We start from the raw sequence: 18707 nt of genomic DNA on the forward strand, positions 1-18707 counted from the left end.
CATGCCGGCCACCCTGCTCGACGCACGACGCGCCCGGCACATCGCCGCACAGGTGCCGGACCCCGAGCTGCCCATGCTCACGCTGGCCGACCTGGGCGTCCTGCGCGGCGTCGAGCTGACCGAGGACGGCACCGTCGTCGCCAGCCTGACGCCGACCTACTCCGGCTGCCCGGCCATGGCCGAGATGCGCGCGGACGTCGCGGCGCGGCTGCGTGAGGCGGGGTACGCGCGCGTGGAGATCCGCACCGTGCTCGACCCGCCGTGGACCAGTGACTGGATCACCCCGGCCGGCCGCCGCAAGCTCGCCGAACACGGCATCGCCCCGCCCGGACCGGCCCCGCGCGGCGGCCCCGTCCCGCTCGTGCTGTCCCCCACCCGGCGCGCGGTGACCTGCCCACGCTGCGGCTCGGCGGACACCGAGGAGACCTCCCGCTTCGCCGCCACGTCCTGCAAGGCGCTGTGGCGCTGCCGCGCCTGCCACGAGCCGTTCGAGTACGTCAAGGAGATCTGAATGGAAGGCCTGAAGGAAGCACAGACGGCTGCCGCGGCGCGCCCGCGCACCCGCCGCCGTCCGGCCTTCCACCCCCTGACCGTCGCCGCCGTACAGCCCCTGTGCGCGGACGCGGTCGCCGTCAGCTTCGACATCCCGGCCGAGCTGGCCGAGGAGTTCGCCTTCGCGCCCGGTCAGTCGCTGACGCTGCGGCGCGAGATCGACGGGCGGGACGAGCGGCGGTCGTACTCGATCTGCTCGCCGGTCGGGGCGAGCCCGCGCATCGGCGTACGGGTCGTGCCCGGCGGGATCTTCTCGTCCTGGCTCGTGAGCGACGTACGCCCCGGCGACACCGTCGAGGTCATGGCCCCCACCGGCGCCTTCACCCCCGACCTGACGACCCCCGGCCATCACGTGCTGATCGCGGCGGGCTCCGGCATCACGCCCATGATGTCCATCGCCGAGTCAGTCCTGGCCGCCGACTCCCGCTCGACGGTCACCCTCTTCTACGGCAACCGGCGCACCGACACCGTGATGTTCGCCGACGAGCTGGCGGACCTGAAGGACCTGTACCCGACCCGGTTCCAGCTCGCCCATGTCCTGTCCCGCGAGCCCCGCGAGGCGGAGGTGCTCTCCGGCCGGATCGACGCCGACCGGCTGGCCACGCTGATCGACGCGCTGGTCGACGTCACGACCGCCGACCACTGGTGGCTGTGCGGCCCGCACGGGATGGTCCGGGACGCGCAGCGGGTGCTGGCGGACCTCGGCGTCCCGGCGGAGCGTGTGCACCAGGAGCTGTTCTACGCCGACGACGAGCCCGTGCGGGAGGTGCACCACGAGGAGGGCGGCCCGCAGGGGCCCGTCAGCCAGGTCACCATCACCCTCGACGGGCGGTCCACCACCGCGGCCCTGCCGAGGGAGCGGACCATCCTGGACGGCGCCCAACGCACCCGCCCCGACCTGCCGTTCGCCTGCAAGGGCGGCGTCTGCGGCACCTGCCGGGCCCTGGTCACCGACGGCAAGGCGGACATGCGGCGCAACTTCGCGCTGGAACCGGCGGAGGTCGAGGCGGGGTATGTGCTGACCTGCCAGTCGTACGCCGTCTCCGAGAAGCTGACGGTGGACTACGACAGCTGAGCCGGCTGTATGCAGAGGTGGCGAGGAAAGCGAAGGGACTAACTTTAGGAGAGTTTGTGAGAAGGAAGCCCCTTCATGGCCTCGCCACGGCCGACTCTAACAGTCATGCGGGGATCAGGTCGCGCAGATTTTCGAGGGTGAGGATCCGCGACTCCGGATGCAGCCCGTCGGGCCGCTGCAGGCCGATGTAGGTCACGGGACCCGTCGGGACCGTCTCCCCGTCCCACACGGTGACGGCCGTCGCGCTGTCGGCCATCAGGTCGGTGAGGTAGCGGACCGTGAGCTGCTCGCGCTCGACGATGCCGCGCAGCAGCGTCGCGACCGACACCTGGTTGCCCTCGACCCGGTTGGACGTCGGAGTCCCCTTCAGATACAGGTGCAGCCACTTGGCTCGCCACCGACCGTCGGCCCCACGCCGGAACGCCAGCGGCAGCGCCACCCGGCCGGGCCCGCGCAGCTCCGACTTCAAGCGCACCGTGCGTGCCTCGAACGGACGGCCCTTCTGTTCGCCCTCGCGCAGCATGAACCCGAAGAACGACTCCTCGACCTCCTCGAACCCCTCCCCCGAGTACAGGTTGACCTGCGGCACGATGAACGTGCCGCGCACGGCGCCCAGCCGCAGGTCGATGAACTCCGAGGCACCGTCGGGCGCTTCGGTGATGTCACCGGAGTGCTTGCCGTCGACATCGGTGAGGTTGGTGTACGACAGCCACGACACGGTCTGGTAGCCGGCGTCCAGCATCAGTGCCGACAGGTCGTAGTCGGTGTCGTGGCTCTTCTGCTTCCAGTACACGAAGAAGCGCAGCAGCTCGCCGTCGACCGGAGACACCGAGCCGCGCGGCAGCACACCGAGGCCGGAGGAGATCGCCTTGCCGCTGAGCGGCAGCGCGACGTCCATGATGTCCGGGTCGACCAGCAGATGACCCGGCGCCGGGAGACGGCGCCGCAGCTCCGCGTCGCAAGCGGCGATCAGGCGCTGCTGATCGGCGGACGGCACGGGCGGGCGTGTGTCCTCGGTGACCCAGGCCCGGCCGAGGCGATTGACGAAGACCCGGCGCTCGCTGCTGTCCTCCATCCGGTTGTGCAGGTGCTCGCGCACCGACAGCACGACCCGCCCGGCGACCTGCGGAGCGACCTCCTCCGCGGCCGCCACGACCGCCTCCCGCTCCTCCTGCGTGCGGGCCATGCGCAGCAGCCGGTCCAGCGACCGGAACAGCTTTCCGGGCGCGGACTTCAGCAGCTTCGCGGCGCCGATGACGTCGTGCACAGCGAGCAGCTCCTCGACCTGGCTGTCGAAGGAACGCGCCTTCTTCTCACCCCGGGCGACCGCGAACACGTCGGCGGCGTGCGGCCACTGCGGGTACTCGTGCGGGTGCAGCCGCTCGCCCAGCCGCTTGAAGTCCTCGCGGTACGCGTGGACGTCCGCGAGCTTGGCGGGCGAGGCGGCGACCACCGAGTCGAGGCCTGCCAGCAGCGCGCGGCGCACCGGCCGGGAGAGCCCGCGGAAGCGGGTCGGCGCCACAAGGGTCACGTCACCGTCGGACACCGCGCAGGCCAGCCGCAGCACATCGGTGACCGTGTCCAGCAGGAGCTCCGAACCGGCTTGCAGGCGAGCCCGGTTGATCACCGCACGGTTCTCCCGGACCGGGATCTCCGCGGGCTGCGGCCCGTCGGCGCACGCCTCGGCGAGCACCTCGAGATCACGCAGGGCGTCCTCACCGAGGGGCGTGCTGCTGCCCGCCAGCGCCAGGTACAGGGCGGTGACCTCGGCGTCCGCGTCGCCGCCGAGGTGCAGCACCGTCACACGGTCGCCCGCCGCCGCGATCAACTCCTCGTGGTGGCCGAGCATCTCGGCGTACGTGTGCTGGTAGCGGCCGTACGACGGCAGGGTGAGCAGGTTGACGACACCGTCGCTCAACTGCTCCAGAACACTCGCGCGCGTCGAGTCGTCCGCGAGTGCCTCGGCGATGCAGCGCATCCAGAAGTCGTACGTGTCCGGAACGTTGGCCGGGAAGTCGATGAAGTACACGTTGTGCCGCACATGGTCGCCGGCCATCTCACGGACGGTGCGCAGCGTCCGCTCCGCGGTGTCGACGACCGTGCTCTCGGACAGTCCCGACAGTCGGGTCAGCAGCTCCGCCGAGAGCTTGAATCCCACGGACATCAACGCGGCGTCGAACTGCCGTGCCGCGACGGCGCCTTCCCCGGCGGGTCCCATGGGGGAGGGGAGGCGGTGGGTGTGCCGGATGACCAGGGGTTCGAGACGGTGGACCATTCCGGGATGGTCCCAGACCCACACGCGTGTTCGCATGCGGGTTTTCGCGCCTGATGACCTTCCTCACCGAGGCCCACGAAGGCGGCGTCCCTACGCCAAGCAGGCACCGTCCACCAGGTCCGGCACGCACGCCTGCGGGAGCGGCTCGTCTCGACCGGTGAGGGCGAGGTCAGGACTGCCGCGTCGCCCGCTCCGCGTCGCGCTGCTTGATCCGGGCCGTCTCCTTGCGGACCTCGGCCTGGGTGGCGCGCTCCTTCTGCAGCCACTCGGGCTGCTCCTGCTTCAGCGCCTCGATCTGCTCGGTGGTGAGGGGGTCCGTGACGCCGCCGCGGGCCAGACCCGCGATGGACACGCCGAGCTTCTGGGCGACGACCTGGCGGGGGTGCGGGCCGTTGCGCCGCAGGTCCTGAAGCCACTGGGGCGGGTCCGCCTGGAGCGCGTTCAGCTCGGCGCGCGAGACGACACCCTCACGGAATTCGGCGGGGGTGGCCTCGAGGTACACACCCAGCTTCTTCGCCGCGGTGGCGGGCTTCATCGTCTGGGTGTTCTGGTGCGACGTCATGGTGTCCAGGGTATCGACTGGGTGAACCCGCGCCGACCACGGCCGGTAACCTGGCCAGGTGACAGGCTCGGAAGTACCCCCGTCGTCCCCGGAAGCACCTCCTTCCGCCCCGGCAGCAGCGCCGTCCTTCCGGCTCGCGTACGTCCCGGGGGTGACCCCCGCGAAGTGGGTGCGGATCTGGGAGGAGCGCTTCCCCGACATCCCCCTCACCCTGCACGCGGTGCCCGCCGCCGAGGCGCAGGACGTGCTCCGTGCGGGGGACGCCGACGCCGGTTTCGTGCGGCTGCCGGTCGACCGTACGGTCTTCAGCGCCATCCCGCTCTACACCGAGACCACGGTCGTCGTGGTCCCCAAGGACCACCTCGTCGCGGCCGTCGACGAGGTGACCGCCGAGGACCTGGCCGAAGAGGTCGTCTTCCACCCCCTCGACGACGTCCTGGACTGGGACCGGCCCCCGGGACAGCCCGCCTTCGAGCGCCCCGCGACCACCGCGGACGCCGTCGAACTCGTCGCTGCGGGCGTCGGCCTGCTCGTCGTGCCCCAGTCGCTGGCCCGCCTGCACCACCGCAGGGACCTCACCTACCGCACCCTCGTGGACGCCCCCCAGTCGAGCGTCGCCCTGTCCTGGCCGGAGGACGCGACCACCGACCAGGTCGAGGACTTCATCGGCGTCGTCCGCGGCCGCACGGTCAACAGCACCCGCGGCCGTACGACGTCCCAGACACCGCCCGCCACGCAACAGGAACAGCCGAAGCGCAAGCGGGCCGAAGCCGGCGGCGGCACCCGGCGGCAGCCCACAGCCGGCGGCCGCAGCCGACGCGGCGGCTCGGGTGGCTCCGGCGGCGCCAAGGGCGCGAAGGGTGCAAAGAGTCCCGGGCGCGGTAAGCCCCGCCGCCGGTCGTAGCGGCCCGGACTCACTCGCCGGTCGCGACGGACTCGGACTCACTTGGGCGGAAGGCTCGCCGCGAAGGCGCACCCCTCGTCGGTCCACGCCCCGAGCACCTCGTCGTCATCGAGCGCGTTCCCGGCGACCAGGATCCAGCCCCGCATCGGCCGCCCGGTCATGTCGAAGATCCGTGTGCCCGGCCTGGCCAGGGCCGCGTCGGTGCCGTCCGGGCCGACGCGAACCATGAGGTCGTCGCCGCTCACGCCGACGGCCATGTTGCCGTGTACCAGGAAGGCGATGCCGCCGAACATACGCTTCTCGCTGACGCCCGCCTCACCGCCGAGCCGCTCTCTGACCCGCTGAGCGAGCCCTTCGTCGTAGGCCATGAAGACACCTCATTCACCGCGTCCCGCGAGCCTGCGCTCCAGGTCGCGCAGGTCCTTGCCGATGTTCGAGCGGACCTGGCGGGCCATGAGCGGGGCCGCCAGGCGGAAGAAGCCGCCGTTGCCGCCGCGGACTCGGATGCGGGCCAGCGTGCCGTCCGGGTGCGGGTCGAAGGCGTAGGTGACGTGCATCAGCATCGGTCCGGCCACGGACACCATGTCGAGCAGCCGGGGGAAGTCGTACGACGCCACGCGCAGCACGTAGTCGATGCGACGGCCCAGGAAGTACGCGGTCCGCGTCACCTCGGCGCCGACCCCGAACCCGCCCGCGTCGGCCTCGCGGGTCTGCTCCGCGGTACGGATGCCCTGGGTCCACTCGGCGTCGTGGCGCCAGTCCATGGCGTATTCGGCCACCTGCTCGGGAGGGAGCGGGATCACCCGCTCCGCCGACACGTCGATCGCCATGGCCCCACCTCCTCGCGAAGGCATCCGCTGCTGACTCCAGGATCCCCGCCCCGGGCGCCGAGCGCGCGGCGCGGGGATGCCGGTCGGCGGGTCATGGGGCGTACGTGGCCTGCTCCGCCGTACGCACGACCCTCTGCCCCTCGGCCTGGCCGAGCAGACCCGCGGTCACCCAGACGTTCACGGTGGACCGCACGCGGGAGACCAGCGCGCCCTTGCCGCTGAAGGGAGCCCCGGCCCAGATCTCGTCCAGGAGCGTGGTGCCGTCGGACTTCGCCGGATTGGCGACGCCGGAGTCGGTGTTGCCGAAGATCACCCGGGGCTCGGAGCGCCGGAAGCAGGCGTGGGTCGGGTCCTCGGTGCCCTCGAAGAACGGGGCGAACTCGGTGCCGTCCAGGGTGTAGTGGAGGGGCTTGCCGGTCGCCGGGGTGAGCGAGGGCAGCAGATTGCCGGAGAGTCCGGCGTTGCGGTACAGGCCCACCTGAAGGTAGCTCGTCGAGGAGTTGCGGCCGACGAGATTGACCGGGCCGTAGAACAGGGTCTGCAGTGCGGGGTCGTCGATCGCCTTCTCCACCCGGAGCCGGAAGGGCATCGAGATCCGCACCGTGTCCCCACTGCGCCACGTCCGCGACACGGTGAAGTAGCTGCCCGGCGTCGGAGTACCGCTCACCGCACTGCCGTTGACCGTCACCTGGAAACCGGCGGTGGCCCACGACGGCACGCGCAGCCGCAGGGCGAAGGCCGCGCTGCCGCCGCCGACGGTGAGGGTGGTGCCCTGCTCCCGCGGGAAGGCGGTGGACTGAGTTACCGTCACTCCCTTCTCGGCCCATGTCAGTTGGGACGGGCTGTACAGGTTGACGTACAGGGCGCTGCCGTCGGCGGCCTTGAAGTACACCGAGTCCTGGTACTTGGTGGCGCTCTCCATGCCGGTGCCCTCGCAGCAGGTCGTTCCCTGCTTGGGCGTGTAGTCGCGCACATGACCGGGCGTCAGCCCGATGAAGTAGGTGACGAGCGGCTTCTCGGCGTCCGCCTTGTCCTGCTTGGAGCCGAGGACCTGGTTGTAGAGGGCCCGCTCGTAGTAGTCCATGTACTTCGGCTGCTGCTCGTGGAAGAACAGTGTCCGGCTCAGCTTCAGCATGTTGTACGCACAGCACGTCTCGGCGGTGGTGGCACTGATCGTGCCCGCGATGACGTCCCGCGCCTTCCAGAACTCGCCGGTGCTGGTGCCGCCGATGCCGTACATGCGGTGCGGCACGACCATGCCCCAGAAGTTCCGGGCGGCGTCGAGATAGCGGGCCTTGCCGGTCGCGTCGTACAGCCGCAGGTAACCGGTGAAGATCGGTATGTGCTGGTTGGCGTGCAGCCCGTCGAGGATGTCGGTGTTCGCGGCGCAGTTGTCGATGAGCCGGTCGAGGTCGAACAGCTGGGCCAGCGCGAGGTGTTCGGCCTTGCCGCTGATCGTGTGCAGCTCGCAGACCGCCTCGACGATGCCGCCGAACTCACCGCTGGAGAACAGCCCCCACATGCGCTGCAGGGTGGCCTCGGGCAGCTTGGACAGCCTTGAGTACATCCAGTCGCACATGCCGGACGCGAGGTCGAGGGCCCGGGCGTCGTCCGTGGCGAGGTAGGCGTCGAGCAGGCCCTTGAGGATCTTGTGGGCGGTGTAGTACGGCGCCCAGACCTTCGTGTAGTCGCTGGTGGTCCTCGACTCCAGGTCGATGAACTGCGTCTCCGGATACGCCGCCAGGAAGCCGGGGTGGCTGGGCCCGCCCCAGGTGCGGCGCAGGGTGGCGGTGAGGCCGCGGCCGGAGGCGTCGGCGAGCGTCCCGCCGGAGGTCTCGTCGAAGGCGTACGACGCCAGATCGCCGCGGCCGGCGGAGGCGTCGGCCGCGCGGCGGCTCTGCAACTCCGTGATCTCGGCGGCGGTCAGGGCGCGCGACCAGACGTTGAACTCGTCGAAGGCGCCCGCGAAGACGGGGTCGGTGGAGAAGTTGGAGCGGCCGAGCCAGTTGTTGGCGAGGGTGCCGAGCGCGGCAGGGGTGAGGGACATCGCCGGGTTCCGGGCCACCGCGGTGCCGTTGACGTACAGCGTCCCGGTGCCGCCCGCGATGGTGACCGCGAGGTGGCTCCACTGGTTCAGCGCAAGCGCGGCGGTGCCGTCGAGGCCCTGCTCGCCGCCCGGTCCGCCGGTGGTGATGGCGAAGCGCGGCACACCGTTGGCATTCCGGGCGGCCAGATACATGTACCGGGTGGTGTTGTCGCCGAAGTCGAAGACGCGCGCCCAGTTGCCGTCGTGGGTGGGCTTCACCCAGGCCGACAGGGTGATCGCGGAGGCGCCCCCGAGGACGGCGGCGGGCAGGTCGACGTACTGATACGAGCCGCGGACGTTCTCGACGGCGGTGCCGAACCTCCCGCCGACGCTCAGCACGGCCGGATCCTTGCGCAGCGCCTCGCGCACCTCGGTCAGCGCCCCGACCATGGTGCGGATCTTGTCGATGAACACCTGCTCGCCGGTGCCGGCGTAGGCCTGGGACAGCATGGTCAGGAAGTGCCCGGTGTAGTGACCGCGCAGGTTCCCGTTGGCCTCCCCGTCCAGCCCCTCCCAACCACCGGGCGCGACCGCGCCGCCGGTGGCGAGGCCGGCGTTGGCGCGGAAGACCTGCAGCAGCCGGTTGACGTCGTAGCCACGGGCGTGGTCGAGCATCAACTGCCGCTTGTCGGCGAAGAGTCCGGGCCTGAGGGCCACGTCGTCCAGGGCGAAGGGCTGGACGGTCCAGGCAGTCGGGGTCACAGCCTGCGCCTCCTGAACGGCGGCCGCTGCCGGGCCGGTTGCCGTGTAGCTGATCGCGGGGGCCGCCGTGGCGAGGGCGGCGGCCTGGAGAAGGGATCGTCTGGAGAGGGGCGGTGCCATGTGTGCTCCTCCGTGTGTGGGGGGGGGTCGCCTTCGATGTTCGGTATCGCTGTTCGGTATTACGGACGGCGTACGAATGATCGATCAGACGATAGGGAGGGGACGGGTGAGGGTCAACGGGTCTCGAGCGTTTTGGTTCGAGTGGAAGGCTGGCTCGTCCCTACCTCGCCCGGCACAGCCAGTCATACGCCGACCGCGCCGTGAACTCCCCCTGTCCCCCTCGCAGTAGCAGACCGGCCGTCGCGAACTCCGGGGCGTCCGCCTGGGCGGCCACGTACGGGACCGCGATGCACCGCATGCCGGCCGCGTGTGCGGCGGCGGCACCGGGGGCGGCGTCCTCCACGACCACGCAGTCGGCCGGCGCGGCGCCCAGTCGGCGGGCCGCCTCCAGGAAGACGTCGGGGGCGGGCTTGCCCTGCTCGACCTCGTCGGCCGAGACGACGGTGCGCAGGTGGGCGTTCAGGCCCGTGCCGGCCAGGATCGCCGTGATGGCCTCGGGCGACGAACCCGACGCCACGGCCATCGGGACGCCGTCGGTGGCCAGCAGTTCCACGAACTTGCGCATCTCGGGGTACGCGCGCGTGGCGGTGCGGGCGAGGTCCAGATAGCGGCGGTTCTTGGCGGCGAGCAGCTCCTCGACCGAGGCCCGCAGGCCGTACTCGCGCTTCCAGAGCGTGACCGTCTCCAGCGTGCTGATCCCCACGTACCGCTCGTGATCCGCCCAGGTGAAGTCGGGGACGCTGTGCTCGGCGAGAACCTGTCGGCCCGCCTCGTAGTAGTTGGGCTCGCTGTCCACGAGCGTGCCGTCGAGATCGAAGATGACCGAAAGGCCGCTGAGACCGCTCATGGCCCCAGGATGTCAAAGGTCATTTCCGGACCGCCGCCCGCCCGACCGACTCCACCAGCGGCAGCAGCCGGTGCGGGACGCGCTCGCGCAGGGCCACCTCGGTGCGGGTGCGGACGACGCCGGGCAGACTGATCAGCTTCTGGATCACGTCCTCCAGATGGGCGTTGTCGCGGGCCACCACCCGGGTCAGCAGGTCCCCGCCGCCCGTGATCGAGAAGGCCTCGACGATCTCCGGCACGGCCGCGAGGGCGTCGCCCACGTCGTCGAGGTGGCCCTGGGTGACCTCGATGTGTACGAAGGCCAGCACCGGATGGCCGAGGGCGGCGGGGGAGAGGGTCGGCCCGGTGCCGGTGACCACGCCGTCCCGTTCCAGCCGGTCGAGCCGTGCCTGCAAGGTGCCGCGCGCGACGCCGAGGATGCGGGCGTACTCGCGCACGCTCGTGCGGGGCTGCTCCAGCAGCAGTCGCAGGATGCGGGTGTCCAGCTCGTCCACGGCCATGGTGCCCGGCCTCCTCCACGATGGTTCATCGATGGTCCGTTGGCTCGCCGGTGGACGTCCCAGGACCGTTATGTCTGTGCCAATGGCTCAGCATCCTAGGTGACACTTGAGCCAGGCAGCTCATTGGTGCTGCAATGAGTGCGTCGATGGCGCTGCGGACCCCGCGGCGCCTTTTTCATGCCGTGTCGTATGTACGTGTCGAAGGGGGCCGAAAGCAGTGCTGAAGAGGGTGTTCGTGGCGCCGGACCCGGGGCGGGCGCGGCTGCGCTCCGCCGTGCGGGCCGTCCTCGGCATCGGGCTCGCGGTCGTGGTCTGCTCACTGGCCGGACACTCCCTCGTCGGTGCCGTCACCGGCGGGCTCGCCGCGCTGCTCGCCCTGTTCACCGTCACCGACTCCACCGTCCGCGGGCAGGCGGTCACCACCGCGCTGCTGCCGGTCGTCGGCCTGCCCGTCCTCGCCGCGGCGGCCGAGCTGCACGACCACCCGGTCGCCCGCGACTTCACGTTCCTCGCCGTCGTCGGCGCCGGCGTCTATGCCCGCCGCTGGGGGCCGCGCGGGCACAGCCTCGGTGTGTTCGCGTTCATGACCTTCTTCGTGGCGCAGTTCCTGCAGGCGACCCCGCGACAGTTGCCCGAGCTCTACGCCGCCGTCCTGCTGTCCCTGCTCACCGCGGCCGTGGTGCGCTTCGGGCTGTGGTGCTACGAACGCCGTACGCCCCCGGCGCCCGTGCCCGCACCGCCGGGCGGCAGCGGACTGGCCCGGGTGACCACGCGCCAGGCGATCCAGGCCACCGCCGGCGCGGGCTTCGCCCTCGTGGTGGGCCAGTTGGTGTCCGGGCAGCGCTGGTACTGGGCCGTCGGCGCCACCTGGTGGATCTTCGTCAACACCGCCTCGCGCGGCGAGACCCTGGTCCGCGGCTTCCGCCGAGTACTCGGCACGGTGATCGGCATCGGCCTCGGCCTGCTCGTCGCCGTCCCGCTGCAGGGCGCGGCCGTCCCGACGGCCGTGCTCCTCGCCGTCTGCGTCTTCGGCATCTTCTACACGGCCGCCGTCTCCTACACCTGGATGATGCTCTGCGTCACGGTGCTCGCCGAGCTCCTCTACGGCCTCCTGGGCGTCCTCGACCCCGCCCTGCTGGCGCTGCGGCTGGCCGAGACCGGCGTGGGCGCGCTCGGTGCGGTGCTGGCCGTGCTGTTCGTCCTGCCCGTCACCACCCACACCGTCACCGACGCCTGGATCCAGCGGGCCCTGCGCTGCGTCCACGCGGCCACCGCCGAAGCCGCCGCACGCCTCGCCGGTGACGAGAGCGCCGACCCGGCCTCGCGGGTGGCCGAACTGGAGCAGCTGCTCGCCCGGGTCCGGCTCTCGGTCGCCCCCCTCGTGCACCCGCTGAACCCGATGCCGGCCCGCAAGCGGCGTGCCCGGCGCGTGCTGGCCCTGCTCGACGACTGCGCCCGCGAGATCCGCGGCCTGGTCGCCGTTGCCGCCGACCCGGAGGCCTCGCACGACGCCCGCCTGGCCGCCGCGTGCTGGCGCGTCGAGGCCGCGGTCGAGGCGCTCACCGGCGGCACGGACGTCACCGCCCCCACCGCACAGCCGGCGGCGTCACATCCCGCGCTGGCCCATCTCCACGGCCTGGAGCGGGCCCTGGCCGAGCTGGCCCAGCCCCTGCGCGCGCCGTCCGATGCGCGGCTCGTGGCGCAGCAGTCGTAGCTCTGCATGGTTGGACCAGGTGCCTGAGCTGGACTACTACCGGGCCAAGGCGCTGCAGGAGAGCATCCTGGCGGCCGGGCCGATCCCGTACTCGATCGTCCGGGCGACGCAGTTCATGGAGTTCATGGACGCGGTCATGTCCTGGACCGCCGACGGCGACACCGTACGGCTGCCCGCCACGCCGATCCAGCCGATCGCGGCCAAGGACGTGGCCGACGCGGTGGCGAAGGTCGCCGTGGGCAGCCCGCTGAACGGCATCCGCGACATCGGCGGCCCCGAGGTCTTCACCCTGGACGAGCTGGGCCGGATCACCCTGTCCCACAAGAGCGACAAGCGTACGGTCGTCACCGACCCCACCGCCGGAATGTTCGCCGTGATCAAGGGTGACGTCCTCACCGACAAGAACGCCCACCTCGCCCCCACGCGCTACAGCGACTGGCTCTCCTGACCCACCCGCGTGGTCAAATCGCTTTGTCGACCGCCCAGAGGGTGGATCAGCCCGTCCGCCGGGTAACTCCGCACCGTCGGACGCACGGCACCCGCGAGCCGTGCGGGAGCGGCCCGCGGGTGAACCTCCTGTGTGTGCCGTGCGGAACCTCCGTCCCCGCACGGAGTTTTGGTCTAGACCGATAGTCATCCGCTGCTACCGTCGCCCTGGACGGCACCCGACCGGAAGGGGACAACGGTGGCAGACGTCGGCAGACGGGGAGGACGGGCCTACATCGGGTCGTTCACGGCGGCCGGTGGCCAGGGCATCACCGTGGCCGCCGTGGCCGCGGGCACCGGCGCGCTGACCGCGCTGAGCCGGGTGAACGACATGCCCGACCCCGCGTACCTGGCCCTGTCGCCCGGCGGCGACACCCTCTACGCGGTCAGCGAGACGGCCGAGGGCGCGGTGGCCGCGTACCGCGTGACCGGGGATGCTCCGGAGCCGCTCGGACCGCCGGTGCCGGTGGGCGCCAGCGGCCCCGTGCATCTCAGCCTGTTCGCCGGCCACGTCCTGACCGCCAACTACGGCACCGGCAGCGTCACCGCCGTCCCCGTCCGCGCCGACGGCACCCTCGCGGACGCCCCGTCCGGCGCCCTCCGCCACACCGGCTCCGGCCCGCACACGCCCCGCCAGCAGGGCCCGCACGCCCACCAGGTACAGCCCGATCCGAGCGGCCGCTGGGCGGTCAGCGTCGACCTGGGCACGGACTCGGTACGGGTGTGCACCCTGGCCGACGGGACGCCCGACCTGCACCGGGAGATCGCCCTGCGGCCCGGCTCGGGCCCCCGCCACCTGGCCTTCCACCCGCACGGCGGCTACGCGTACGTCCTCAACGAACTCACCCCCACCGTCACCGTCTGCCACTGGGACGCCGAAGACGGCACGCTGAAGCCACTGGCGGAGACACCGGTGCTGCCCGGCGCGCCGGCCGGGGACGCCTATCCCTCGGGGATCGTCGCCTCGCCCGACGGCCGCTTCGTGTGGACCGCCACCCGCGGAGAGGACGTGCTCTCCACGTTCGCCGTCGAGGGCGAGGAACTGCGCCTGGTCGCGACGGTGACCTGCGCCGGGCACTGGCCGCGTGCGATCACCGAGGCGGGCGGCTTCCTGTACGTCGCGAACGAGCGCTCCGGGGACGTGTCCTGGTTCACCGTGGACCCGGACCTGGGGCTCCCGCGCTACGAGGGCTCGATCCAGGTGCCCGCGGCGTCCTGCGTGGTCATCGGCCCGGACCCGGGCAGGGCATGACCGTATGCCGAAGGGCCCGCTCCCCGATGTGGAGCGGGCCCTTCGGCGTTACGGCTGTGTCGCGCGCGTCAGCGGACCGGCGCGCCCTGCGGCTGCGGCGGGACGATGCCCAGCGCCGTCGTGTACTTCGACAGGGCGAGCTTGCCGATCGCCGGGTAGGGGCCGAGCGCCTCGGCGGCGGAGCAGCCCGCCTCGTGCGCGGCCTGAGCGATCAGGCTCGGGTCGATCTCCGGCCCTATCAGGTACGGCGCCAGCGCCAGCTGCTGCGAGCCCGAGGACCGCAGCTGCTCGGCGACGGCCGAGATCGAGCCGTCCTGGTCCAGGGCCGCGGCCATCACCGGCACGGCCAGGCGCGCGGCGAGCAGCATGCCGGTGATCCCGGCCGCCTGCACGGCCTCCTCGCCGCCGACGGAGGCCAGGATGATGCCGTCCGCGGCGGTCGCCACGGTGAACAGGCGGGCACGGTCGGCGCGGGCCAGACCGGCCTCCGACAGACGCACGTGCAGCGCCTCGGCGAGCAGCGGGTGCGGTCCCAGCACGTCGGTGAGGTCGGCCGCGACCCGGCTGTCCATCACGGCCTGGCGGATGACGCGCAGCAGCGCGCTGTCCGGGCCGGCCAGCAGCGGCACGACCACGGCGACGGGGCCATCCGGCTCCTTGACCTCCACACCCGCGGCGAGCGCCTGCTCATAGCGGGCGGTGCGCTCCTCGGCGGCGCGCACGAGCACCGACTGGAGCGTGGGGAACTCCACGTCGTCGCCGTCGACGTACCCGATCCGGGCGTCGAGGCCGGGAAGCTCGGAGCGGGCGATGCTCACGACCTCCTCGGCGAGGCCGCGGGTGGCGGCGCTCGGCGTGCCCGGCACCGCGAGCACGAGCGCGGGCGCGCCCTCGGGAGCCGCCAGGGGCTCGGGTCGGCGGTGCCGCCCGGGCTGACGAGGTCGCGGCATTCGTACTGGCAGGCCGGACGCGGGCCCAGTGGGGGAGCTCATGGCGACGCATGTTACTGGCTTCCTGGGCTCCCCTGTTCGGGGAGGGTGCAGGTGAGCGGTATCCGTCCGCTTTTGTCTGATTGAGTTACCTGCAGAGCGGAACCGAACGGCCCGGGGGATCAGTCCCCCTTTCGGGTCACCACGCAGAGCAGCGCCTCGTCACCCGGCAGAGCGAGCTCTCCCGGGGCCAGATCGGTCGCGATGCGCACGGAGCCCAGCAACGGATCCCCGGCGGCCGGCACGTGCCGTGCGTGCGGCAGTCGCGTCGACAACTCCTCTTCCAGCGGTACGACAAGAGGGTCGCCCATCTTGAGCAGCCCGCCGGTGAGCGCGACTTGGGGCTCGCCGGTCGTGGGGCAGACGGCGGCCGCGGACTCGGCCATGTGCCGTGCGGCGGCCCGCAGGATGTCCGCCGCCACGGGGTCGGAGTCGGCGCAGGCGGCCACCTGGGGAGCGAAGGAGGCGAGGACGGCGGGGCGGTCCGGGCGCGGATACAGCTTGCCGGGCAGCCCGGGCATCGGGCCGAAGGTCTCCTCCGCGCCGGCGAGCAACGCGGCCGACCCGCCGGGCCGCCCGTCGTACGAGCGCAGGGCCGCCTCCAGCCCGGCCCGCCCGATCCACGCACCGCTGCCGCAGTCGCCGAGCAGATGCCCCCAGCCGTCCGCACGGCGCCAGCGCGTCAGATCCGTGCCCATCGCGATCAGCCCGGTACCGGCGGCGACCACGGCACCGGGCCGCTGCCCGAGAGCACCGACATACGCGGTGACGGCATCGGCGGCGAGAGCGAGGCGCCCGATGCCGAACTCCCGCTCCAGCGCCGCCGGCAACTCGGCGCGCAGGGCATCGCCCAGGCCGGCGAGCCCGGCGGCCCCGATCACGGCCGTACCCAGCCGTTCGACTCCGCTCTCGGCGACCAACGCCCGCCCCATGGGCACCAGTTGCTCCATCAGGTGCGCGGGGTCGATGCCCCGGTCCCCGACACGGACCGGCTCGCGGGACTCCCGCCGAGCCAGGACCCCCCGCTCGACGGTGCCGACGACGACTCGCAGGCCCGAGCCTCCGGAGTCGACGGCGAGGAACCCGGAGGGCTCGCTCACGGCAGGCGCCAGTCCACGGGCTGTCCTCCCTGACGGATCAGCAGGTCGTTGGCCCGGCTGAAGGGGCGGGAGCCGAAGAAGCCGCGGTCGGCGGACATGGGGGAGGGGTGGGCCGACTCCACCGAGGGGAGGTTGCCGAGCAGGGGGCGGGCGTTGCGGGCGTCGCGGCCCCACAGGATGGACACCAGCGGCTTGCCGCGCCCGGCCAGCGCACGGATGGCCTGCTCGGTGACCTCCTCCCAGCCCTTGCCGCGATGGGCGCCCGGTTTGCGCGGAGCCGTCGTGAGCGCCCTGTTGAGCAGCAGCACGCCCTGCTGGGTCCACGGTGTCAGATCACCGTTGGACGGCTGCGGCAGCCCCAGGTCCGTGTTCAGCTCCCGGAAGATGTTGATGAGACTGCCGGGCAGCGGACGTACCTCAGGCGCTACCGAGAACGACAGCCCCACGGCATGGCCCGGGGTGGGGTAGGGGTCCTGTCCGACGATCAGGACCCTTACCTCGTCGAAGGGCTGCTGGAAGGCCCGCAGGACGTTCTCTCCGGCCGGCAGATAGGTGCGTCCCGCGGCGATCTCCGCGCGCAGGAAGTCGCCCATCGAGGCGATCCGTTCGGCAACGGGTTCCAGGGCCTTCGCCCAGCCCGGTTCGACGATTTCATGCAAGGGTCGTGGTGCCACGGGCGTCACCCTACTGCCGTAGCGGCAGCGGCGATCAACCAGTGGCCAAGACCGGCCCGTAAGCTCTGACGGCTCATCCGATCACCGCGGCCCGTACACACAGCACGTCCGGCAGATGCGATGCCAGTTGCTTCCAGCTGTCGCCGTCGTCGGCCGACGCGAACACCTCGCCGTTGCGGTTGCCGAAGTACACGCCCGCCGGGTCCGCGTCGTCCGTGCACATCGCGTCGCGCAGCACCGTGCCGTAGTGGTCCTCCTGCGGCAGTCCGGACGACAACGGCTCCCACGTCTTGCCCGCGTCCGCCGTACGGAAGACCCGACATCGATGGTCGGCCGGCACGCGGTCGGAGTCGGCGTTGATCGGGAAGACGTAGGCCGTGTCGCCGCGGTGTGGGTGGGCGGCGGCCGCGAAACCGAACGTCGACGGCAGGCCCTCGCCGATGTCCGTCCAGTGCGCGCCCGCGTCGTCGCTGCGGTAGACGCCCCAGTGGTTCTGCAGATAGAGGCGGTCCGGATTGGCCGCGTCGCGCGCGACCTTGTGCACGCACTGTCCGAACTCCGGGTTCGGGTCCGGCAGGAACACCGCGGAGACACCGGAGTTGGAGGGCACCCAGCTCGCGCCGCCGTCGGTGGTCTTGAACACGCCGGCGGTCGAGACGGCCACCGTCACGGCCTTCGGGTCACGCCTGTCGGTGAGCACGGTGTGCAGGCCCTCACCGCCGCCGCCCGGCACCCACTTGGACCGCGTGGGGTGCTCCCACAGCGGGCGCACGAGCTCGAAGGTCTCGCCGCGGTCGTCCGAGCGGTAGAGCGCGGCCGGTTCCGTGCCCGCGTATACGACGTCCGGCTCCGCGGCTGCCGGGTGCAGCTGCCACACGCGCTCCAGCGAAGCCCCGGTGTCCTTCGGAAACTTGACGGCCGGCTGCGCCGGTTCGGTCCAGGTGCGGCCCAGGTCGTCGGAGTGGAACACGGACGGACCCCAGTGCGCGCTGTCGCCGCCCGCCAGCAGTCGCGGACGCTCGTCCCGGGTGTCGATGGCTACCGAGTACACGGCCTGGGCGTTGAAGTAGGGGCTCTCGTCGAACTCCCAGGTGCCACCTCGCCTCCGCCCGATGAACAAGCCCTTGCGCGTGCCCACGGCGAGCAGTACCTCGGTCATGCCGATCACCTCCGCGACGTCTTTGTCTCAGGTACGGGCCAGTCTGCACCCCGGCACTGACAGTCACCTCTGGAAACGCTGACGTCGCAGGTCAGGGCGGCGATGATAGCCCGCTGCCGGGAGCGCCGGGGTGCTTTCGCGAAGTCGCCCTCATGGGTGCGAGGCGCCGTGCGACGGTCGACTCCGGGTACGTGCCCTGAGCAGGCGGCGGCCGTCCGCCGTATGGGAGGGCGGTCGGTCCGGCATGTTCGTGCGCTCATGAGGAGGAAGCCGCCGATGGCGTTCCGTGGTCCGAAGACGTGGCTGTGGCGTTGGCGGCGCAATCCGCTCAAGCGCCGGGCCGATGCGGTGGAAGCCTGGGTCCTGCTCGCCGCCTGGGCGCTCACCGTCCTCACCGGAGTGCTGGCCGGCCTGACTACGGCCCACACCGTGGAGCGGGGCATGGCCCGGGAGCGCGTCGAGTGGCGGCCCGTCGTCGCCCTGCTCACCGAGCAGGCACCGGGCACCGCGGACTCGCGCTCGGGTACGCCGAGCACCGCAAGCGTGTGGGCGAAGGTCCGCTGGAGCGCGCAGGACGGTTCCGCGCACACCGGTCAGGCCCGTGTCCGGCCCGGCAGCGGCGTCGGCACACCGGTCACCGTCTGGACGGACCCTCAGGGCCGCCTGGTCACCAAGCCCGCCTCCCCCTCCGAGGCCCGCTCACGCGCCACCCTGGTCGGCGGCCTCGCGGGCGTGTGCGCCGCATCCGTACCCTTCGTCGCCGGCCGCGCCCTGCGCAGCCGCCTGGAGAGCCGGCGCATCGACCAGTGGGGCTATGAATGGGCGCGGTTCGGGCCGTTGTGGAGTGGGCGGACGACCGGGTGACGCCGGGTAGGTTCGAG

Annotated in this window: 17 protein-coding genes and 1 pseudogene; 7 read left to right on the forward strand and 11 right to left on the reverse strand. The window is 72.0% G+C overall.

Going from position 1 to position 18707, the window contains the following annotated elements; genetic code table 11:
• Position 1: 1 nt before the first annotated feature.
• Positions 2-511, forward strand: coding sequence for a 1,2-phenylacetyl-CoA epoxidase subunit PaaD (gene paaD, locus ACZ7L6_RS06310; protein WP_471921781.1), 510 nt, complete (start codon positions 2-4; stop codon positions 509-511).
• Complete coding sequence (gene paaE, locus ACZ7L6_RS06315; RefSeq protein WP_471920816.1) at positions 512-1627, forward strand: 1,2-phenylacetyl-CoA epoxidase subunit PaaE; 1116 nt, start codon at positions 512-514, stop codon at positions 1625-1627.
• Between the two features lie 103 nt (positions 1628-1730).
• Here the strand turns inward: paaE and ACZ7L6_RS06320 are convergent, their stop codons facing one another.
• Both ACZ7L6_RS06320 and ACZ7L6_RS06325 read right to left on the reverse strand, forming a co-directional pair.
• The gene (locus ACZ7L6_RS06320; protein ID WP_471920817.1) at positions 1731-3902 is read right to left on the reverse strand and encodes a TerD family protein; all 2172 of its coding nucleotides are present in this window, start codon (positions 3900-3902) and stop codon (positions 1731-1733) included.
• Positions 3903-4071: 169 nt separating this feature from the next.
• Positions 4072-4464 carry a DUF5997 family protein gene (locus ACZ7L6_RS06325; RefSeq protein ID WP_471920818.1) on the reverse strand — a complete coding sequence of 131 codons (393 nt, stop codon included), beginning with the start codon at positions 4462-4464 and terminating at the stop codon, positions 4072-4074.
• A gap of 58 nt (positions 4465-4522) precedes the next feature.
• Here ACZ7L6_RS06325 and ACZ7L6_RS06330 point away from each other — a divergent pair, with 58 nt between their 5' ends.
• A complete protein-coding gene (locus ACZ7L6_RS06330; RefSeq protein ID WP_471920819.1) occupies positions 4523-5368 on the forward strand; it encodes a LysR family substrate-binding domain-containing protein in 846 nt (281 codons plus the stop codon).
• Positions 5369-5406: 38 nt separating this feature from the next.
• Here ACZ7L6_RS06330 and ACZ7L6_RS06335 read toward each other — a convergent pair whose 3' ends face one another.
• The 5 genes from ACZ7L6_RS06335 to ACZ7L6_RS06355 all read right to left on the reverse strand — a co-directional run bounded on the left by ACZ7L6_RS06335 (position 5407) and on the right by ACZ7L6_RS06355 (position 10452).
• Positions 5407-5736: a TfoX/Sxy family protein gene (locus ACZ7L6_RS06335; protein ID WP_471920820.1), complete on the reverse strand. Its 330-nt coding sequence runs from the start codon at positions 5734-5736 to the stop codon at positions 5407-5409.
• Positions 5737-5745: 9 nt separating this feature from the next.
• A complete protein-coding gene (locus ACZ7L6_RS06340; protein ID WP_471920821.1) occupies positions 5746-6198 on the reverse strand; it encodes an SRPBCC family protein in 453 nt (150 codons plus the stop codon).
• Positions 6199-6289: 91 nt separating this feature from the next.
• Positions 6290-9106: a beta-L-arabinofuranosidase domain-containing protein gene (locus tag ACZ7L6_RS06345; RefSeq protein WP_471920822.1), complete on the reverse strand. Its 2817-nt coding sequence runs from the start codon at positions 9104-9106 to the stop codon at positions 6290-6292.
• 160 nt (positions 9107-9266) lie between these two features.
• A complete protein-coding gene (locus ACZ7L6_RS06350; RefSeq protein WP_471920823.1) occupies positions 9267-9953 on the reverse strand; it encodes an HAD family hydrolase in 687 nt (228 codons plus the stop codon).
• Positions 9954-9972: 19 nt separating this feature from the next.
• Positions 9973-10452: an Lrp/AsnC family transcriptional regulator gene (locus ACZ7L6_RS06355; protein ID WP_471920824.1), complete on the reverse strand. Its 480-nt coding sequence runs from the start codon at positions 10450-10452 to the stop codon at positions 9973-9975.
• Between the two features lie 217 nt (positions 10453-10669).
• On the opposite strand from ACZ7L6_RS06355, the gene ACZ7L6_RS06360 reads away from it, so the two are divergent.
• The 3 genes and pseudogenes from ACZ7L6_RS06360 (at position 10670) to ACZ7L6_RS06370 (ending at position 13904) form a co-directional block, all read left to right on the forward strand.
• Positions 10670-12166: an FUSC family protein gene (locus ACZ7L6_RS06360; RefSeq protein ID WP_471920825.1), complete on the forward strand. Its 1497-nt coding sequence runs from the start codon at positions 10670-10672 to the stop codon at positions 12164-12166.
• A 10-nt stretch (positions 12167-12176) separates the two neighbouring features.
• Positions 12177-12614, forward strand: a pseudogene (locus tag ACZ7L6_RS06365) (LysR family transcriptional regulator); the annotation flags it as partial.
• Positions 12615-12851: 237 nt separating this feature from the next.
• Complete coding sequence (locus ACZ7L6_RS06370; protein WP_471920826.1) at positions 12852-13904, forward strand: lactonase family protein; 1053 nt, start codon at positions 12852-12854, stop codon at positions 13902-13904.
• A gap of 68 nt (positions 13905-13972) precedes the next feature.
• Here the strand turns inward: ACZ7L6_RS06370 and ACZ7L6_RS06375 are convergent, their stop codons facing one another.
• The 4 genes from ACZ7L6_RS06375 to ACZ7L6_RS06390 all read right to left on the reverse strand — a co-directional run bounded on the left by ACZ7L6_RS06375 (position 13973) and on the right by ACZ7L6_RS06390 (position 17826).
• On the reverse strand, positions 13973-14896 hold the full coding sequence (locus tag ACZ7L6_RS06375; protein ID WP_471920827.1) for a sirohydrochlorin chelatase: 924 nt from the start codon (positions 14894-14896) through the stop codon (positions 13973-13975).
• Positions 14897-15015: 119 nt separating this feature from the next.
• Positions 15016-15993 carry an N-acetylglucosamine kinase gene (locus tag ACZ7L6_RS06380; protein ID WP_471920828.1) on the reverse strand — a complete coding sequence of 326 codons (978 nt, stop codon included), beginning with the start codon at positions 15991-15993 and terminating at the stop codon, positions 15016-15018.
• Complete coding sequence (locus ACZ7L6_RS06385) at positions 15990-16667, reverse strand: uracil-DNA glycosylase (RefSeq protein WP_471920829.1); 678 nt, start codon at positions 16665-16667, stop codon at positions 15990-15992. Before ACZ7L6_RS06385 ends, ACZ7L6_RS06380 begins: the two co-directional genes overlap by 4 nt.
• A 73-nt stretch (positions 16668-16740) precedes the next feature.
• Positions 16741-17826 (reverse strand): WD40/YVTN/BNR-like repeat-containing protein, encoded by a 1086-nt coding sequence (locus ACZ7L6_RS06390; protein ID WP_471920830.1) that lies wholly within the window; start codon positions 17824-17826, stop codon positions 16741-16743.
• A gap of 276 nt (positions 17827-18102) precedes the next feature.
• On the opposite strand from ACZ7L6_RS06390, the gene ACZ7L6_RS06395 reads away from it, so the two are divergent.
• Positions 18103-18690 carry an Rv1733c family protein gene (locus ACZ7L6_RS06395; protein ID WP_471920831.1) on the forward strand — a complete coding sequence of 196 codons (588 nt, stop codon included), beginning with the start codon at positions 18103-18105 and terminating at the stop codon, positions 18688-18690.
• Positions 18691-18707 lie beyond the last annotated feature (17 nt).

The sequence above is a fragment of the Streptomyces sp. NPDC107522 genome (assembly GCF_055657525.1).